Origin of the sequence: Acinetobacter sp. yr461 (assembly GCF_900110445.1) — a bacterium.
Lineage (GTDB): Bacteria > Pseudomonadota > Gammaproteobacteria > Pseudomonadales > Moraxellaceae > Acinetobacter > Acinetobacter calcoaceticus.
In genome coordinates this window covers 841,580-857,770 of record NZ_FODU01000001.1, presented here as the reverse complement: position 1 = coordinate 857,770, position 16,191 = coordinate 841,580, and the positions used below count along the sequence as shown (strand labels likewise).

Here is a 16,191-nt window from a genome sequence, read left to right as displayed (position 1 = left end):
TGAGGAATAGTTTTGTGTGCACACCTCGTTCCCTCCCGTTACGGTAGGACGGGAGTGGGACACTTTCGAGTGTGCTGGAGTTGAAACCAGTCCGTCAACCCGCTTCCGTTCTGCCACCATAATTTATAATGTTTTGGCAGAACTCCAAATAAGGAGTTGGACCATGCACATTCATAAATTATTAGCAGTCACTGTCAAAATCTATCTCGATACAACTTAAATCACTTTAAAACAGTTTGATGAGCTATTGGCTTTTCAGGCTTTAAATCAATTCGATTAAAAAACTTAGCAACAATAAAACTTGAGATGTGCCAAGCACAGTCTTTACGGCTTTGCTGTGCCTTTTTTCTCCCAGAAAGGGTAATGGCTTTTGTCTCTCATTTAGAAACAACAAGAATTTATAAAGGTAAAACTATGCCAACTTTAGAAACATCTTCCAAAAAATTACAGGTTATTCATATCGCAATAGAGCTATTCAATATCTATGGATTTCACAATACGGGCGTAGACTTAATTGCCAGAGAATCTAAAATTCCTAAAGCCACTTTTTATAACTACTTTCATTCAAAAGAGAGGCTTATTGAAAGGTGCGTCTCTTTTCAAAAAAGCCGATTGAAAGAAGAAGTGCTGGCAATTATTTACTCAAGCCGTTACCGAACCTCAAGCGATAAACTCAAAGAGATTATTGTTTTACATGTCAATTTTAATAGTCTGTACTATCTATTGCTTAAAGCCATTTTTGAAATTAAACAGCTTTACCCTCAGGCCTACCACATGGCAATTGAGTATAGAAAATGGCTACTTCACGAGATTTTTGATTTGGTCTTTAGTTTGGAAAACCGCCCGCTAAAACCCGATGCCAACATGGTTTTAAATCTTATTGATGGTTTGATGTTTCAGATTTTAAGCTCGAACAGTTTGGAAGAGAGGGATGTGGTGGTGGAGAGGTTTTTGGGTGGGAAATTAAATAAGTATTTCCACAAAGATAAATTATAGTTTATAAAGCTAATTTTAAAGTAAAGTTAAAAGTAATCAAATCTTTATAACTATTTTGAATGGATAGAAAGCCAATAAGGTTATTTTATGAGAGAAATAAGGGAATTAAATAAATTATTAAAAGCTTATAAAATATATAGTATTGAAAATTTGGCGTATTCGTTAAAATTTGATCAAAAACATATACTAGATACCTTAGATGGGAAAGACATACTTTTTCCCCATCATATAGTGGGTATGTCTATATCTTATGCCCAATTGGCATTCTTAAAAATTGAAAATAATAATGCAGATATAGATGCTTTAAATAGTTTAAATCTTGCTTTGATGTATGCAGAGGTGGGAAGAGAATTACAATTAAAAGATTTTAAAATAAAACCTTTAGATAAAATGAATGTACATGAGTTAAAGAAGTATTTTTCAGAATTTTCTGCATTACTTTTTTGGGCGATTCTATTAAATAATAAAAATTTAGCAAAGAAATTAGCACGCCAAGTGGAGTTTTGCTTACAACAACAATTTTTATCTGACTTTCCTTTAAGTTATGACTATTTTTCATTATGGGCTTATTACAAATGGATTAATGAAGAGTTTAGATTAGAATCAAAAATAGATGGAAAATTTAAAGATTTGATAAATAATTGGTCATGTGACTCAGTATTTTTAGAACCATTACTAATAGATATAGCAAATTTACACTGCGAAGAATTAATAGATAATGATTTACGTAAGTATCCTCCAAAATTTATTAGTCCTCCGTTTACTTTATTGCCACTTGAAATTCATGTGATTAATAAATTAAGAGCATTGGATGAATTAGAGGAAATATCTTTAAATCATCCTTTAATGAACACTCGTTCTGCAAAAATTAAAGTATTTGAAGTGATAGGTGATGATTTGATTGAAACGATACAGATAAATTTTTTGTAGTTGAATCAACCTACTCAAAAGTGTGGTTGCAAACAGCTGGAGTACAGGAGGATACAATGGCATGAATTTATATATCTACCGAATATATTGATAAATTTGAATTAATTATAGTCATTACTTAGAAATGGCTATGTATAGATGGGATATACCGCAGTGCAAATTATGATTGAACCATCAGTTCTTAGAACCAAATCTCCATTTTTTATTATTGCTAAAAATTTCTTTATTTTTGGATTGCTTTGGATTTTATCTTCATTCTTGTATGGTGTTTTTGACTATGAGTCATATTCTTCCATATTTATTTATCTAATTAGTTTCTATGCTATTTATTTTTTTGGATATTTAATATCTAAACCTATTCTTGCAGACCTTGACTCTAACACTCTTAATCGAGTTAAGTTTTTAAGCCTTATATTTTTTGCTCTTTATTATGTAATAATACCTCTACGGTTCTTTCTATTTGATATTCATAATGATTTATATGGTTTTAGACTTGGATTTGGATTCATTTTTCCATTCTGGACACTAACCCCAATTTTTATCACTAATCTGAAGAATAAGTTTTATATTTATTTATGTGTCTTGCTATGCGCTCTAGAAGTAATTTTTTGGGTAATGTTTTTTAAAATGAGTGAGTCTGAATTTTACAAGAGACCTTCATCTGTTGCTATGTTCACAAGTTCTATTATATTCGCCTTAACTTTTCCTTGGTATTTATCTTGGCTAAGAGAAATAGACATCAATAAATGGGTTTTACCATTCTTTTTTAAAGAAGATAGATTTATATCTAAACTAATATCATGGGTAGTAATAGTACTTGGTAGTTTATTTATGTTTTTATTCTATCTTTTCTTCTAAAAAGGAGTACCTATGAGATCTTTACATCAGGTAGCAGCCAGTCAATTGGGTATAGGAGTATGGTACCAGAAAGGATTTGAACAAAATGGTATTTTGTTTATTCGACCAAATCATTACCACCCATCGGAGGCTATGGGGGCGCAATGTGCAAATTGTAATACGATTGTGTGGATAACTGGGCGTAATGATCCTATTTTAAATGAGGAGTTGCCAGAATATGCTGCTAATGGTGGTCCTCTTTATCGTAATTATATTGAGAATAATACTAAAAGGTTTTTAAACTCTTTACTTTCATGTCCACATTGCTATCAACAAGGCTATGATTTATTTATAAATAGTACAATTATGCCGAGATATCAAAATGGGGACTACTATTCATTAGAAAGTGATCTAGGTCCTAATGAAGAAATGTCAGCTAAAGTCAAAGATATACCAGTGTGGTGGTATGGTGATAAAGCTGAAGTTAAAAGACTTAATTTGAAAATGTTATAATATTTTTAAATATATGCTTGATAATTAATAAACTATTACTTGTGAAGATTTTGCACATAGTAGAATTACAGTCCTTTTATTAAGAACAGAGACACAAAGAGATGACGTTGTTTCCAATACCTGCTGATTTTATTGATGAAAAGGTGAACCTTTCATGGTGTGATATCAAATGGGGCTATGAAAATAATCTTCTCACTTCAGAAATACCAATAAAAAAAGCAGAAAATATTGTATCAACAGGGAGTTATACTAAAGCTGAACTTGAGCTGTCATTCCTTATACCCACTGAATCAAATGACATCACTCCTTTTATTAATGAACTATGTCCTAACTTTAAAGAAGATGAATATGCGATTACCAATCAAAAATGGTTATATGTAATTCTTAGCTGGCTTTGGATTAATCGCGCAAGTTTTGAAGATCCTTTAGATGAAGTAGAAATTATTTATACAGATTTTGATTATCCAGCCGAAATGGATAGTTTTATTAAATATATGCCTCCTACAGATGGATATAATCCATCATTGTATTCTTATGCAGAAAATATTAATCGCTTAATGAAGAATTGGGAAAATTACTTACAAAAGAGTGCCCTAAAGTACAAATAAAGCACTTTGTGATTTTTGACACTTAAGAATATTAGGCAAATTTTTTAAATAGTGGAGAACCATCAAATGCTACAAGATATTGGGGATCAGTATCCAAATGGCGCAATTAATAAAGAAATTATTGAAAATTTTGCAGCAACATAGTCAAAGCTAGAAATTTCAGGATAGATGCCATCATGTTGAGAAATAAGTTCAACATATTCTGGCGGAAATACTACCTCTAAGGTTGATACTGACGGTGAGCTAAATATCAGTACAGTAGAGTTAGGAGGATACTTGCATGAACCTCGAATAGAAGGAATGCAATTTCCTGAAGGCGATGATGATTATGCTGGAAAATTGATAGGATTTTGATCGAAACCTGATGGAAATTTTATTTGTTTTGATTACTGATTATCCTTGGATAAAAGATCAACCTAAGATTGTGCTTGTTTTACACGATGAATTCTATGATTTTGGAATGAATGAGGGTAAAAGAAAGATTCTGTACCTAGTAGATAATTTTGTACACTTTATAAATTCATTACATGAATTTATTGAGTATTAGCAATCTACGATAGTTTTTTGATTTTTAAATAATACTTTATTTAACAGTACTCAATAGTTGAAAAATAGCAGTTTGGAGACAGAGCGATTGGTAAATTAAATATTAAAGGTTACTAATGATTTTATATGTTTGTAGTTATGTAGTAAGAACCCCTTATTTAATGTTAAGAAAATTAGCTCCTTCATGGAAAAATCAGCCTTTATGAATAGTATTAAAAATAAGGAAGAATATCAAAAAGCATTAGCACATGTAATGCAACATGCTGAATTTAATCAAGATATTGTTGAGTTTGTAGATTTTGTTTCAAATCAAAAGGGTAATATACCATTTTGTATTAGAAGGTTAAGAAGTTATGCTGAAGCCAATGCAATAGTATCTTGGTTTCGTGACAATGACTTAATGGGTTTTAAGCAATGGTGCTATATTGCTGCGAAGTTAAATCGAATGGTCATTCAGTTTGACCCTATTGGATGGTTTCCAGCATATGAACATTTTTCAGCATTATTATCAGATAATGAGGAAATCATTTCTTGGTATAGCCAGCACCGAGTATCGTATGATCGACTAGGCTCAATTAAAGACCGTGATAATCCACGTAAGCCCGATTTTCATGGGTACCAGTTGATCTTAGCTCTTAATCATGAGTGGGATAAATTACGTGAACGTTGTGAACTCATTTTGCAAACTGATTTAAAAAAGGATAAAAAGTATTTAATTGACCATCGTTTTTATCTTGCCTTAGCCAATGGTGATAAGGGTGAAATGGAAAATATTTTGACTGAATTAACTAGTCCAAAAATTGCCAAAGTCCGTAATTTTGAATTTGCATTTACTTTCACTGAGCATTTTATTGCTACTCATTCTGTAATTTATAGCAAATTAGCATGGAGAAATGGATATCAGTTAAATATAGATACTCCTTGGATACCTAAAGAATGGTTGCCTGTAAAGCCTTTATCTGAATATCCCGAGCCTTGGGAATTTATGTGCGAATTTGATATTTTCACTCCTTTTGAAGGTGAATGGAAAGATTGGTCACCCAAAAGGAAGACTAAATAAGTTCTGAAAATTTAGTTATGTCCAAGATAAATAGTGGGCTAACAATCAGTAAATTGCACTACTATTGGCATTAAAGAAGGCTCTCAAAGTTGCGGACTTTTTTATTACACATTGCTTAAAATACATATAGAAACCTCGCTAAAACGAGTTGGAAGGCTACGAAGGCGAATGATACTTTAAGTTCCACTCTTCCCAATAAGTGAGGTGAGCAATGAAATTGTTAGCTTTGTTCAGTATGGGAGTTGCAGCGAGTTATTGGTATGAAACTATAAAGAATAGCAAGCCCGCTCTTCTGAAACCAACTTTTGATGAAATAGTAAAAAACTTTGTATTAGCAGAATTTAAAGCCTAATGCATTTAATAATTTTAATTAAATAAAAAGCTCATCGGAAGGTGGGCTTTTTTATTGTAGTGGTGTTTATTTATTTTATTGTTGACTGTTAAAATTTAAAAATATATTTTGTCATTTTTTTTTCAATTCAATGAACTAAGAAATTATGAATAAATACCTTATGCTAATTCTTCTTGAAACATCCACTCTTTCTTTAATGGGTTGCGCACAAATGTTTCCAGCTCAAGCTACTAAACTTGAAAATGGAAATTATATGATTCAGACCACTTCTAATATTTTGGGTTCTAATGAAGCAATGGAAAACAAAGTAAACAAAAAGGCTGAAACTGTTTGTGATGGTAAAGGCTTTAGTGAAATAAATAATAATCATCAAACCCATAGCCAACAGATATATACAGCTCAAGTAATTACAACAGGCACTTATAAGACCTTCAATAAGACTATTAAATGTAATTAATCACTTTTATAGATAGCAATTGAACTCACTTCGGTGGGTTTTTTAATAGTTGATTTTAATTTGCCGAACTTCTTACAGCCCACGACGCCTACTTTAATTTGGTCTTGGCTGAGGTCTCTTTTTTTGAACATTCGTGTTCATAGTGGAGAAATTTCAAGATATTTAAATTTATCATAGTGTTAATATAAGCAAGTTTAATATTAATTAACTGTTATATGGATAATATGTATAAATTGCATAAGAATGAATCTCCGGAAATGATTCTAGCTTTTGAGAAAGCTATAAGTACATTTAAATATTTTTGGCGAGAACTCTATTGGGAATATCGACGAATTGTTCCTGCTCTAGAACTGGCTTATGTGAAATGTGCATTTACCCAAGAAAATCTTGAGGATAAAAATCAACCTTTGATTGAGTATATGTGGATTGATCAAGTTGATTTTGATGGGAGTACAATTTCAGGAACTTTGTTAAACGAACCTTATATTATTGATAATGTCCAAGCTGGTGAAACAGTAAGGCTTCCATTTGAGTCTATAGTTGATTGGATGTTTTTGTCTAATGGCAATGTTCATGGTGGGTTTACGATTCAAGAATATCGTAAAACTTTAGATGCAGTAAATCGTAAAGAATATGATGAGGCGTGGGGGATTGATTTTGGCAATCCTGATGAAATTTTTCTAGTTTATGACCAGAAAAATTATCCCGAAAATCTAGATGAACATCCCATGTGTAAGAGTATTTTGGATCAGTTCATAAATATTACAAATACAGACCCTACAATTATTACTGAAAAAGATGAAAGTGGTAATCAATTATTACATCGTGAAGTTATAGCCGGTAATTATTTATTTGTTCAAGAACTTTTAAGGTTGAATACTAATAAGTTAGAAGTGAATAATCAATCAATGACTCCTTTAGATTTGGCTCATAAAATGGGGTGGACCAATATTGTAAATTTACTTAATTAGCTTTGACCCAAACCCTCTAATGGAGGGTTTTTTAATGGGTGAAATTTATGAAAAATAAAATCAGCTTTCAAGTACTAATACGGTATATGCTATCTAGGATAAAATTCTCAATGATCTTGAGAATTGACCCAAAAAATTTAAGTTCATCTAATAAAGGTCAGCTTTTCTATTACACATTGCTTAAAATACATACAGAAACCTCGCTAAAACGAGTTGGAAGGCTACAAAGGCGAATGATACTTTAAGTTCCACTTTTCCCAATAAGTGAGGTGAGCAATGAAATTGTTAGCGTTGTTCAGTATGGGAGTTGCAGCGAGTTATTGGTATGAAACTATAAAAAATAGCAAGCCCGCTCTTCTGAAACCAACTTTAGATGAAATAGTAAAAAACTTTGTATTAGCAGAATTTAAAGCCTTATGCATTTAATAATCTTAATTAAATAAGAAGCTCATCAGAAGATGGGCTTTTTGCTTTACTGGAATATATAGAAATTGGTGCGAACGTATTTTGATATCATTATCTACTTTAATTTTTTATTTAATTCTTCAAACATCTTGTATTGCTCCTCAAATATTGTTTTATGATTTTCAATCGTTTTTAAATATTTAACACATTCAGGGCATTGATCTATAAGTAATGATTGCTCAAGCCTTACAAGGATCTCTCTATTTAAAGAGTGATGATTTTTATTTGCTGCATTTGTAAGCTTATCTTTGAGTTCTTTTGGTAAGCGCAAGCTATATTGAGAAGGAATCGGTTCACTATCACTGATGTTCTTCATGCTTATTCCATTCATGTAATAAATTATTATTTATAAAGTGAAGATAATTGTAGGACAATTTGAAAATAGTATATTGTTCTCATATCAGAATAACAAGATATCTTATTGATTAATATAAAAGTTGATTAGGTGGAATTAGCTTGAGATATTTGGCTTTTTGGCTGTAAAAAGTTAAACAGGTTCGCATTAATGATGGTGGAATTTACTGAATGAGTTATGGTGTAAATGGCCCCACTAAATATTGATTATTGGCGGGGCTTTTTATTTTTTATTTGATATATTTGAGATTCAACATCTTGAGTAATTATTATGACGATTAGAATTGATTTAGTTCAGGGCAGGACAAGCTATCATGATCGTTATGATAGAAATCCAGATTTAGTGTTTATCAGTTTACAGACTTACGAAGATATCTTGCATGACCCAAACACCGATTTAAGCAAAAACTTTAATAATTTTTATGGTTGTGACGTCATTACAGTGAATTCTTTAAATGTTGATTATATATTTTTTGAGAAAACCGATTTGGATGCGGCGCTTGAAAAGTATCTAAGCCAAAGAACCCAATTGGTAACTATTCCAAAGCATTTGCCTTCACATAGTACATCGGCTCCTACAAACTTCAGTGTACGGTCTATTGAAGATGATTTCACTTTAGAAAATTTACAAATTGAAGAGAAGATAATTGTTGCTTACCGGCAGTATCAAGAAAGTAAAAATTAGATTTTTAAGGGCCGAAAGGCTCTTTTTTAATGGGAGTAATGTATGAACAATGAAGTCAGCTTTCATGTTCCAGTGCGGCCACGCTTCTAGGATAGAATTTTCAATGATATTAAGAGTTGATCCAAAAAATTTAAGCTTATTGAACAGCAGGCTTTTTTTATTACATATTGCTTTAAATATATACAGAAACTTTGCTAAAACGAGTTGGAACGCTACAAACGTGAATGTTAATTTAAATTCTACTCTTCCCCATAAGTGAGGTGAGCAATGAAATTGTTAGCTTTGATTAGCATGGGAGTTGCAGCGAGTTATTGGTATAAAACTATAAAAAATAGCAAGCTAACTCTTCGAAAACCAAATTTTGATGAAATCGTTAAAAAATTTGTATTAGCAGAATTTAAAGACTAATACTTATTAATAATCTTAATTAAATAAAAAGCTCATCGTAAGGTGGGCTTTTTACTTTATGTGTTAAGCTGAAATTCATAAATTTACGGTTTCTTATAATGTTCATTTGTATTGGTGGTGATTTAGACGGCGAAGTTGTAAATAACCGTGAAGGAACGTTCTTTAAGGCTAGTGAAATAGATACAAGTAAGGAATCTACTTACAATCGTCAAAGTTACATTATTGGTGAAAACACTTATCGCTTTTGGCTGTGTGCTGAGTTGACCTATGCTGAGACAACAAAGATAGCGAATGATTACTTGGCGCAAAAACATCCATACCTTTCATAATTCAGATATTAAAAAATAAGCCCGCCAATTTTGGTGGGCTTAATCTATCTAGGGTGGTCGGCTAAATACTGGTTAAGTGAAAAAAACAATTAAAAAAGCCCCTCATATCTGAGAGACTAGTCATATCAATTTTCTGGAATGAATGGCTGTAATTTCTTAAATAACTAAACAAATCAAATTGATAAAAGTAGTTAATATTATAATAAATCAGTGCACTAATTTATTCTTTATAGTAGCAGAGCCTCAAAACAACGTCCAAAGCACTGTTAATAAGAAATTATTTGTTATTAGGATCAGGTTGTTCATTATTCTCAGGCAGATCTTTTACGGTGCCAGGAACTTGTGAAGGCTGAGTTTCAGTAGGTGGTGTTGCTGAAGAATGCTTGTTCATTTGAGCTTTGATGATATTAGTGTTGTTTGTTGTATTCTGAGAAAAACTTTTAAAACCTGACATTTTTATCTTCTTATCTTCACTAGGGAGAGTTCATAGTACGCTTTAAAAGCCTTTACATTGCGGTAGTTTTAAGACTTATATGTGTTGATATGTCCTAGAAAAGATCTTTATCTCGACGACTTATTTCATAAATAAAATCAATTATATATAACCTGTTGAGTCTTATCCTTTAAATTTTGAAATTACGTCATCCGAATTTCAAGTAGGGGTACATAAAGCACACATATATAAATGATTTCAAAATAGTGGATTAATAAAGTTTTAAAATTAATTCAATCTAGTTGCCTACAAAATATTGATAGTATAAAAATATCGTTAGGCATAATATGCATGATTAAATTGGAGCATATGAATGCTAAAAGACATTACAATTATTGATTTCCAAGGTAAAGAAAAAAGAGCACAGGCAAATTATACAGAAGTAAACACTAATAAAATCAATCATTCATCTAGAGTTCAGAGACCCAAAGTTGAATATATTTTGTTAAAAGGTGAATTTATTTACCCTACTTCAAATTTGGTTTTCTACAGTTCCGATGGCAACAGCTATTATATAGAGTAAACATGACCCACTTCAGTGGGTTTTTTAATAGTTGATTTTGATGGGAGTACAATTTCATGAACTTTGTTAAACGAACCTTATATCATTGATAATGTGCAAGCGGGTGAAACCATAAGGCTTCAATTTGAGTCTATAGTTGATTTGATGTTTTTATCTAATGGAAATTTTCATCTTCATTAGGGCATTCATTTTATTAAGGTGTTATAAATTTATGAATAGAGAGCCACTTTCGGTCGTTTTAATTCCTGGTTATATGCTTGATGAATCTCTCTGGAATGAATTCGTAAATGAGATGCCTATGGAGTGGGATATATTTCGAGCCAATTTAAAAGAAGGAAATACAATAAAAGAAATTGCTCAAAATATTGTTAAAAAAGTACCAGAAAACTTTGTACTGATTGGATTTTCACTTGGAGGTTATATTGCCAGATCTCTAGTAGAGCAATTTCCTGAGAAGGTTAAGGCATTAATTTTAATAGCTTCTTCACTACGCTCTGATAGTGAGGAGCAGAAAAATCAAAAGTTAACCGCAATTAGACTTAATTCTAAACAAACTTTTCGTGGGCTGAGCTCGCTATCGATTGAGAAAACCCTGCATCCATCAAATGCTCAAAATCGAACTCTTGTAAAAAGAATCCAAGAGATGGGTAAAACATTAGGTTATGAAGAGTTCATTAAACAATCTATGTTAGATAGAAGCTCTTATGATATGAGTAAGATAACATGCCCAACTCTAATTATTTCTGGTGCTGACGACCAACTGCGTAGTAATGAGGAAGCAACTGAATTATTAGATCAGTTGCCACATGCAAAGCTTGAGATAATTAATAATACTGGCCACATGATTCCAATTGAACAACCTCAGGCATTGGCCTCAGTGATTTCGAACTGGTTAATTGAGAAAAATTTATGACAGATTTAGTATAAAAAGATTAAATATCCTGCATTTCTTTTAACAGTAGGGGAATTTTTTCTATCAAAAAATCAAGGAAGACCTTTGATGCTGGCAAAGCACCACTTCTAGATGGAAAGATTAAATGAAAATTTCCAGTTGGAAGTTCCCATTCAGGTAAAACTACAATCAGTTTCTTTTCTAATATTAAACTTTTGCACTTTAATAAAGGCAGTAGGGCGATACCTTTTCCATCAGTTGCTAGACAATTCAGCAGGGTTAAGCTTGCAGCTTTGATAAATGGTTTTATAGGTAAACTTAAGTTCTCATTAATAACTTGATTACTAAAGAACCAAGTTTGATTTTCATTTTCGATATTACTTAACAACTTATGTTTAGTTAATTCACTCGGATGCGTAGGTGTGCCATACTGATTAAGATAGTTGGGGCTAGCAACCAACACTGACTGTGTATAGCCAAGATGTCTCATAACCAAATTATGGTCACTATCTAAATTCTGTCGAATACGTATACCTATATCAACAGACTCTTTAAGGATATCGACTCTCTTGTTAGTCACAATAAATTTGATTTCTACTTTGGGATATCTATCCATAAATTCAGGCAGAATAAGAGGCATTATCCTTTCCGCAACATCTATTGGAACACTTACAGTAATCGCTCCAATAGGTTCACCGCGCAGCTGATCTATTAGATCATAGACAGTTTGTGCCTCTAAAAGCATAGATTGCACATATTGATAAATCTGTTCCCCAATTGCCGTAAGCTTAATTTGTCTTGAGTCTCGTTGTAATAATTTAACGTTTAAATTTTTCTCTAAAGTTGAAAGTCTGCGACTTAATTTTGATTTAGATATTCCTGTTTTTTGTTCTACTTTGCTTAGACCGCCATGTTCAACAATCAAAGCAAAAATATATAAGTCATTCAAATCTTTCATAGGTGATTTTTAACCTTAAGAGCTAATAATTTATTTTACTTCGATCTGTATGATTGTTGGTTGCATTTTCTGCAACATATGTTCCCAGTTATGGATCTTAAGTTGCAAATCTAAAACACATAAACTCATTTCACGACTAAAAACCTAATAGGTATGAAATGAAATTATTACATTTAGACTCGAGCGCACTCGGTGAATACTCTGCCACCAGAGAAATTGGTCATGCGGTTGTTCAAGAGTTAAAAAAACATGGTCCTTTAGAAGTGACGTATCGAGATTTACATGCAGATCCACTTCCACATTTTGCCAAACATTTTGATAACTTGAGTGCCGAAGCACAAGTTGATGAACGTATCCTTCAACAATTTGAGGAAACGGATGTTTTTGTACTAGGTGCGCCAATGTATAACTTGAGTATCCCTACCACATTGAAAGCATGGATTGACCGAATCTTAATTGCGGGTCGAACTTTCAGATATACAGAAAATGGACCGCAAGGCTTAGTTTCAGGTAAGAAAGTTATTATTGTCAGTGCTCGCGGTAGTGCCTATGGCGACCAATTCCCTATGGATCATCAAGAATCCTATCTAAAAGATATTTTTAACTTCTTAGGTGTCCAAGATGTTTTTGTAGTACGTGCAGAAGGAATGGCTTTTCCAACTCGTTCTCAATCAATTAGCCAAACAATTAATGGTATTCCAGAAATGTTTGCTGTTTCTGCTTAGAACTGAGGGAATAACCATGACTAAAATTAATAATGCAATTGAAAAAGTTATCCAACATCCGAGGATATTTCCATTTGCATCACTTCTAATGCGGGTAATGATATCTGTAATTTTTATCTTATCTGGACTAGGAAAGATATTTCAATACTCAAGTAATGCAGGGTATATGGAGTCTATAGGAGTCTCATCCGCATTATTACCATTCGCTATTCTTGTTGAATTTGGAGGAGGCTTTCTTGTATTGATTGGTTTCCAAACCCGACTTGCAGCATTCCTATTATTTGGTTTCTCGTTAGTGGCAGCAGTGCTATTTCACAGTGGTTCTGATATGAACAGCCAAATTATGTTTATGAAAAACATTTCAATGGCGGGAGGTCTTTTGGCACTTGTTATTTTTGGAGCAGGTGGCCTCAGTGTAGATAAGAAACTTAAATAATTTCAAAAAGGTAGAAATGCAGATTTGTATTTTTACCTTTATTTTTTCTATTTAAATTATGGATATCATCAATGAAATTATTTTTTTATCCACATGCCTGTTCAATGGCGATTCATATTGCTTTAAAAGAAACTGGGCAAGTATTTGATACAGAGTTTGTAGATTTATCAACAAAAGTGACTGGATCTGGGCTGGATTATCTAAAGATTAACCCTAAAGGGGCAGTTCCAGCACTTGGGCTTGATAATGGTAAAGTTCTAACTGAAGTTACCACTATACTGACTTACTTAGCTGATTTGGTTCCAGAGAAGAATCTAATTCCCAAAGTTGGTTCTTTTGAGCGTTATGAAATGATGAGTCTTTTATCATTTATTAGTATGGATATTCATAAGAACTTTTCTGCTTTTTTCTACAATGAAAAGATTGATTCTTGGATTGAAGTATCTAAACAAAAATTAGAAAGAAGCTTTGATTACATAGAGAGTAGACTTCATTCATATCAGTTTTTGATGGGTAGTGAAATTTCAATTGCAGATTTCTATTTCTATGTAATGTTACATTGGTGTGACTATTTCTCTCTAAATTTGAATAAGGGGCCTGAAATCTTAAAGTTAAAGAGTGAATTAGAAAAAAGAGATTCAATAAATTTAGTCGCCAAGATGAACTAAAAAACCTAGCTATCTCCTAAACACGGGGCTTTATCTTTTGATGGGATGAAAAATTAAACTGACTTAAAGGTCGTCGTGATATGGTATAAAAGCACCTCCAATAATAAGGATTATATATGTCAGACAATTCAACAAAATGGCTTTGTGTGGGTGGTGTTCTAAGTGGCGAGTGGAGAGAGCAGCAATTAGAAGCATTTGATGTTGATCCCAATGATTTAAATACTCATAGTTATGAACCAATGAAACTCATTAATCCTGTTACCAAGGCAGAACAGGATTTCTATGTATATACTGAGCTACAAGAACACGCATATGACAGGGCAATAAATTTTGCCTTATCCAAAAATCAATGAGAACTAGAGAGCACTTAGGTGCTCTTTTTATTGGGTGAAATTTATTCTCCAAAGCAATTTGGAAACGCCAGATGATCTTAAATATGCATTAGAGAAATGACTGTTAAGTTTAAATAGTTGATCTTATAAGTCTATTTTATTACTACTTATAAATGATGTTAAGCTTGTAAGGTATAACTTTGACGAATAAAGAAAATCACATATTATGAAAGCTATTTTATTATTTTTGGTTTTTGCCCTCTCAAATACCATTGTTTTTGCTGAAGATAAAAAGGATTTAAATCCTGAACCGAAATATGCCTATGCTGAAGTTTTGATTGAGCTTTATAAAGACGGGCGGCATGAGGAGTATTTAAAAAAAAGCAGTGGATTTAAACATTTAGATGAGAAAATACTTAAGGCTGTAAAGGAAGCCCAGTTCAAGCCAATAACCAATAAAAATATAGACCGCATGTATCTAACGCAACCATTTACAATTGAACTTAGCGATACTGAAATTAAACAGAATTAAAGCATTTTTGTTTTATCAGAAGACATGACTCGCTTCTCAAGCATTTCCATAAAATTTTTTAAATAATCTTGTGATTTTTACCCTTACAGATAATTAAGTAATGCATCAGGCATAAATAAAATGCTGAGCTTAATTAGCCTTCTGAATTAGTTGTGAAACTCTTCTATAAATTGCTAATAATCTGCAATAGTTGTGTCTTACACCACGCTATTTGGTGTTCATGGGACTTTTGTTGATCCCAATATAAGTTCATTTGGTATCCAGCTATATCAATGGGTAGTGGATGCACCTTAATTTGAGGATAATTATCTTTAAAATAAGCAATTTGGCATTGAGGAATCGTGAGTAAATGGTCCGTTTGTGTAATTAATCGGATTGCCGTTTCATATTGTTGGCAGCGAAAGCTAATAGTTCTTTTGATACCTAGTTTAGATAAGAAGAAATCTTCAAAGACACGACCTGTGGGGCGAGAGGATACAGTAATGTGTTTGGCATCTAAATAAATTTCTTTTGTTAGGTCCGTAGATGATAATAATGGATGCTGCTTGCGGCTTATTACCACAAACTGGTCTTTATTACAGCATTCATAACCAATACTATCTTCAACGGAATGTTGAACATCAATTGCAAAATCGATTTTACCCGTAGACAGCTCATACCTTAAGTTCTTACGATCAATGCGTACGCTATTTAACTGCAAATTAGGATTAAATTGAGTTAAGTGTTGAATAATAGAAGGCAAAAAAATCCCTTCATACTCATCAGTCATAGCGATTGTGAGATGCTTTAAATCTCGTGCTGGCACAAAGTCATGCGTGCTTTGAATTGCTTGATGCATAAGTTGCAATGACTGTTCAATTTTAGGCCATAACCTTTTGGCTAAAGGCGATGGAACAACGCCATGCCCATCTCGAATAAATAGTGGGTCATTAAAATGATCGCGTAAACGAGCTAGAGCATGGCTAACAGCAGGTTGGCTAAGAAATAGCTGTTCACTCGCACGTGTTAGATTTTTTTCTTTATAAATTGTGACAAACACCCGAAATAGATTGAGGTCAATACGAGCGAGAGAGGCGACATTATTATTCATTTCATTCATGGTTTGTTATTCAAACAATTCA

The 16,191-nt window shown here is 32.5% G+C and carries 24 protein-coding genes and 1 pseudogene; 21 read left to right on the top strand and 4 right to left on the bottom strand.

Annotation, left to right across the window (positions count from 1 at the left end; translation table 11 throughout):
* Positions 1 to 414: 414 nt before the first annotated feature.
* The 10 genes from BMW38_RS04190 (at position 415) to BMW38_RS04135 (ending at position 7,696) form a co-directional block, all read left to right on the top strand.
* Positions 415 to 996, top strand: coding sequence for a TetR/AcrR family transcriptional regulator (locus BMW38_RS04190; RefSeq protein WP_213031098.1), 582 nt, complete (start codon positions 415 to 417; stop codon positions 994 to 996).
* Between the two features lie 87 nt (positions 997 to 1,083).
* A complete protein-coding gene (locus BMW38_RS04185; RefSeq protein WP_092705979.1) occupies positions 1,084 to 1,926 on the top strand; it encodes a hypothetical protein in 843 nt (280 codons plus the stop codon).
* 153 nt (positions 1,927 to 2,079) lie between these two features.
* Positions 2,080 to 2,784, top strand: coding sequence for a hypothetical protein (locus tag BMW38_RS04180; RefSeq protein ID WP_092706146.1), 705 nt, complete (start codon positions 2,080 to 2,082; stop codon positions 2,782 to 2,784).
* A 12-nt stretch (positions 2,785 to 2,796) separates the two neighbouring features.
* Positions 2,797 to 3,276 carry a hypothetical protein gene (locus BMW38_RS04175; RefSeq protein ID WP_092705977.1) on the top strand — a complete coding sequence of 160 codons (480 nt, stop codon included), beginning with the start codon at positions 2,797 to 2,799 and terminating at the stop codon, positions 3,274 to 3,276.
* A 101-nt stretch (positions 3,277 to 3,377) separates the two neighbouring features.
* Positions 3,378 to 3,884: a DUF2247 family protein gene (locus BMW38_RS04170; protein ID WP_092705975.1), complete on the top strand. Its 507-nt coding sequence runs from the start codon at positions 3,378 to 3,380 to the stop codon at positions 3,882 to 3,884.
* Positions 3,885 to 4,632: 748 nt separating this feature from the next.
* A complete protein-coding gene (locus BMW38_RS04155; protein ID WP_092706144.1) occupies positions 4,633 to 5,490 on the top strand; it encodes an Imm49 family immunity protein in 858 nt (285 codons plus the stop codon).
* 211 nt (positions 5,491 to 5,701) lie between these two features.
* Positions 5,702 to 5,842, top strand: a complete 141-nt coding sequence (locus BMW38_RS04150) for a hypothetical protein (RefSeq protein ID WP_004642928.1) — start codon at positions 5,702 to 5,704, stop codon at positions 5,840 to 5,842.
* Positions 5,843 to 5,987: 145 nt separating this feature from the next.
* On the top strand, positions 5,988 to 6,299 hold the full coding sequence (locus tag BMW38_RS04145) for a hypothetical protein (RefSeq protein ID WP_092705971.1): 312 nt from the start codon (positions 5,988 to 5,990) through the stop codon (positions 6,297 to 6,299).
* Between the two features lie 257 nt (positions 6,300 to 6,556).
* On the top strand, positions 6,557 to 7,270 hold the full coding sequence (locus tag BMW38_RS04140) for a DUF2314 domain-containing protein (protein WP_092706142.1): 714 nt from the start codon (positions 6,557 to 6,559) through the stop codon (positions 7,268 to 7,270).
* A gap of 276 nt (positions 7,271 to 7,546) precedes the next feature.
* Positions 7,547 to 7,696 carry a hypothetical protein gene (locus tag BMW38_RS04135; protein WP_092705969.1) on the top strand — a complete coding sequence of 50 codons (150 nt, stop codon included), beginning with the start codon at positions 7,547 to 7,549 and terminating at the stop codon, positions 7,694 to 7,696.
* Between the two features lie 94 nt (positions 7,697 to 7,790).
* Here the strand turns inward: BMW38_RS04135 and BMW38_RS04130 are convergent, their stop codons facing one another.
* Entirely contained in the window at positions 7,791 to 8,051 is a 261-nt protein-coding gene (locus BMW38_RS04130) for an Arc family DNA-binding protein (protein WP_092705967.1), read from the bottom strand.
* 309 nt (positions 8,052 to 8,360) lie between these two features.
* Here BMW38_RS04130 and BMW38_RS04125 point away from each other — a divergent pair, with 309 nt between their 5' ends.
* The 3 genes from BMW38_RS04125 (at position 8,361) to BMW38_RS04115 (ending at position 9,511) form a co-directional block, all read left to right on the top strand.
* Positions 8,361 to 8,774 (top strand): hypothetical protein, encoded by a 414-nt coding sequence (locus BMW38_RS04125; protein ID WP_092705965.1) that lies wholly within the window; start codon positions 8,361 to 8,363, stop codon positions 8,772 to 8,774.
* A gap of 267 nt (positions 8,775 to 9,041) precedes the next feature.
* Entirely contained in the window at positions 9,042 to 9,182 is a 141-nt protein-coding gene (locus BMW38_RS04120; protein WP_092705963.1) for a hypothetical protein, read from the top strand.
* A gap of 98 nt (positions 9,183 to 9,280) precedes the next feature.
* Positions 9,281 to 9,511, top strand: coding sequence for a hypothetical protein (locus BMW38_RS04115; RefSeq protein ID WP_005040408.1), 231 nt, complete (start codon positions 9,281 to 9,283; stop codon positions 9,509 to 9,511).
* 277 nt (positions 9,512 to 9,788) lie between these two features.
* Here BMW38_RS04115 and BMW38_RS19415 read toward each other — a convergent pair whose 3' ends face one another.
* Positions 9,789 to 9,965 carry a hypothetical protein gene (locus BMW38_RS19415; RefSeq protein ID WP_166645289.1) on the bottom strand — a complete coding sequence of 59 codons (177 nt, stop codon included), beginning with the start codon at positions 9,963 to 9,965 and terminating at the stop codon, positions 9,789 to 9,791.
* A gap of 352 nt (positions 9,966 to 10,317) precedes the next feature.
* On the opposite strand from BMW38_RS19415, the gene BMW38_RS04110 reads away from it, so the two are divergent.
* The 3 genes and pseudogenes from BMW38_RS04110 (at position 10,318) to BMW38_RS04105 (ending at position 11,440) form a co-directional block, all read left to right on the top strand.
* The gene (locus BMW38_RS04110; protein ID WP_004642902.1) at positions 10,318 to 10,527 is read left to right on the top strand and encodes a hypothetical protein; all 210 of its coding nucleotides are present in this window, start codon (positions 10,318 to 10,320) and stop codon (positions 10,525 to 10,527) included.
* Between the two features lie 30 nt (positions 10,528 to 10,557).
* Positions 10,558 to 10,689 (top strand): annotated as a pseudogene (locus BMW38_RS19290) (DUF2314 domain-containing protein); the annotation flags it as partial.
* 49 nt (positions 10,690 to 10,738) lie between these two features.
* Positions 10,739 to 11,440, top strand: a complete 702-nt coding sequence (locus tag BMW38_RS04105) for an alpha/beta fold hydrolase (RefSeq protein WP_092705961.1) — start codon at positions 10,739 to 10,741, stop codon at positions 11,438 to 11,440.
* A 19-nt stretch (positions 11,441 to 11,459) separates the two neighbouring features.
* Here BMW38_RS04105 and BMW38_RS04100 read toward each other — a convergent pair whose 3' ends face one another.
* Complete coding sequence (locus BMW38_RS04100; protein ID WP_092705959.1) at positions 11,460 to 12,377, bottom strand: LysR substrate-binding domain-containing protein; 918 nt, start codon at positions 12,375 to 12,377, stop codon at positions 11,460 to 11,462.
* Between the two features lie 158 nt (positions 12,378 to 12,535).
* On the opposite strand from BMW38_RS04100, the gene BMW38_RS04095 reads away from it, so the two are divergent.
* From BMW38_RS04095 to BMW38_RS04075, 5 genes are all read left to right on the top strand, one after another.
* Complete coding sequence (locus BMW38_RS04095; RefSeq protein WP_092705957.1) at positions 12,536 to 13,102, top strand: FMN-dependent NADH-azoreductase; 567 nt, start codon at positions 12,536 to 12,538, stop codon at positions 13,100 to 13,102.
* Positions 13,103 to 13,118: 16 nt separating this feature from the next.
* Positions 13,119 to 13,538: a DoxX family protein gene (locus BMW38_RS04090; protein ID WP_092705955.1), complete on the top strand. Its 420-nt coding sequence runs from the start codon at positions 13,119 to 13,121 to the stop codon at positions 13,536 to 13,538.
* Positions 13,539 to 13,609: 71 nt separating this feature from the next.
* Positions 13,610 to 14,206: a glutathione S-transferase family protein gene (locus BMW38_RS04085; protein ID WP_092705953.1), complete on the top strand. Its 597-nt coding sequence runs from the start codon at positions 13,610 to 13,612 to the stop codon at positions 14,204 to 14,206.
* 116 nt (positions 14,207 to 14,322) lie between these two features.
* Positions 14,323 to 14,559 carry a hypothetical protein gene (locus BMW38_RS04080; RefSeq protein WP_045431740.1) on the top strand — a complete coding sequence of 79 codons (237 nt, stop codon included), beginning with the start codon at positions 14,323 to 14,325 and terminating at the stop codon, positions 14,557 to 14,559.
* A gap of 205 nt (positions 14,560 to 14,764) precedes the next feature.
* Positions 14,765 to 15,070, top strand: a complete 306-nt coding sequence (locus BMW38_RS04075; RefSeq protein WP_092705951.1) for an energy transducer TonB family protein — start codon at positions 14,765 to 14,767, stop codon at positions 15,068 to 15,070.
* Between the two features lie 163 nt (positions 15,071 to 15,233).
* Here the strand turns inward: BMW38_RS04075 and BMW38_RS04070 are convergent, their stop codons facing one another.
* Positions 15,234 to 16,169, bottom strand: a complete 936-nt coding sequence (locus BMW38_RS04070) for a LysR family transcriptional regulator (protein ID WP_092705948.1) — start codon at positions 16,167 to 16,169, stop codon at positions 15,234 to 15,236.
* Positions 16,170 to 16,191: the final 22 nt, after the last annotated feature.

What these genes read in the sequence shown, in the direction of transcription:
- BMW38_RS04155 (WP_092706144.1), top strand. Translation starts at nt 4,633, where the DNA reads ATGAATAGTATTAAAAATAAGGAAGAATATCAAAAAGCATTAGCACAT.
- BMW38_RS04080 (WP_045431740.1), top strand. Translation starts at nt 14,323, where the DNA reads ATGTCAGACAATTCAACAAAATGGCTTTGTGTGGGTGGTGTTCTAAGT.
- BMW38_RS04070 (WP_092705948.1), bottom strand. Translation starts at nt 16,169, where the DNA reads ATGAATGAAATGAATAATAATGTCGCCTCTCTCGCTCGTATTGACCTC.
- BMW38_RS04185 (WP_092705979.1), top strand. Translation starts at nt 1,084, where the DNA reads ATGAGAGAAATAAGGGAATTAAATAAATTATTAAAAGCTTATAAAATA.
- BMW38_RS04145 (WP_092705971.1), top strand. Translation starts at nt 5,988, where the DNA reads ATGAATAAATACCTTATGCTAATTCTTCTTGAAACATCCACTCTTTCT.
- BMW38_RS04085 (WP_092705953.1), top strand. Translation starts at nt 13,610, where the DNA reads ATGAAATTATTTTTTTATCCACATGCCTGTTCAATGGCGATTCATATT.
- BMW38_RS04130 (WP_092705967.1), bottom strand. Translation starts at nt 8,051, where the DNA reads ATGAAGAACATCAGTGATAGTGAACCGATTCCTTCTCAATATAGCTTG.
- BMW38_RS04090 (WP_092705955.1), top strand. Translation starts at nt 13,119, where the DNA reads ATGACTAAAATTAATAATGCAATTGAAAAAGTTATCCAACATCCGAGG.
- BMW38_RS04110 (WP_004642902.1), top strand. Translation starts at nt 10,318, where the DNA reads ATGCTAAAAGACATTACAATTATTGATTTCCAAGGTAAAGAAAAAAGA.
- BMW38_RS04140 (WP_092706142.1), top strand. Translation starts at nt 6,557, where the DNA reads ATGATTCTAGCTTTTGAGAAAGCTATAAGTACATTTAAATATTTTTGG.
- BMW38_RS04175 (WP_092705977.1), top strand. Translation starts at nt 2,797, where the DNA reads ATGAGATCTTTACATCAGGTAGCAGCCAGTCAATTGGGTATAGGAGTA.
- BMW38_RS04170 (WP_092705975.1), top strand. Translation starts at nt 3,378, where the DNA reads ATGACGTTGTTTCCAATACCTGCTGATTTTATTGATGAAAAGGTGAAC.
- BMW38_RS04120 (WP_092705963.1), top strand. Translation starts at nt 9,042, where the DNA reads ATGAAATTGTTAGCTTTGATTAGCATGGGAGTTGCAGCGAGTTATTGG.
- BMW38_RS04075 (WP_092705951.1), top strand. Translation starts at nt 14,765, where the DNA reads ATGAAAGCTATTTTATTATTTTTGGTTTTTGCCCTCTCAAATACCATT.
- BMW38_RS04100 (WP_092705959.1), bottom strand. Translation starts at nt 12,377, where the DNA reads ATGAAAGATTTGAATGACTTATATATTTTTGCTTTGATTGTTGAACAT.
- BMW38_RS04125 (WP_092705965.1), top strand. Translation starts at nt 8,361, where the DNA reads ATGACGATTAGAATTGATTTAGTTCAGGGCAGGACAAGCTATCATGAT.
- BMW38_RS04095 (WP_092705957.1), top strand. Translation starts at nt 12,536, where the DNA reads ATGAAATTATTACATTTAGACTCGAGCGCACTCGGTGAATACTCTGCC.
- BMW38_RS04105 (WP_092705961.1), top strand. Translation starts at nt 10,739, where the DNA reads ATGAATAGAGAGCCACTTTCGGTCGTTTTAATTCCTGGTTATATGCTT.
- BMW38_RS04115 (WP_005040408.1), top strand. Translation starts at nt 9,281, where the DNA reads ATGTTCATTTGTATTGGTGGTGATTTAGACGGCGAAGTTGTAAATAAC.
- BMW38_RS04135 (WP_092705969.1), top strand. Translation starts at nt 7,547, where the DNA reads ATGAAATTGTTAGCGTTGTTCAGTATGGGAGTTGCAGCGAGTTATTGG.
- BMW38_RS19415 (WP_166645289.1), bottom strand. Translation starts at nt 9,965, where the DNA reads ATGTCAGGTTTTAAAAGTTTTTCTCAGAATACAACAAACAACACTAAT.
- BMW38_RS04190 (WP_213031098.1), top strand. Translation starts at nt 415, where the DNA reads ATGCCAACTTTAGAAACATCTTCCAAAAAATTACAGGTTATTCATATC.
- BMW38_RS04150 (WP_004642928.1), top strand. Translation starts at nt 5,702, where the DNA reads ATGAAATTGTTAGCTTTGTTCAGTATGGGAGTTGCAGCGAGTTATTGG.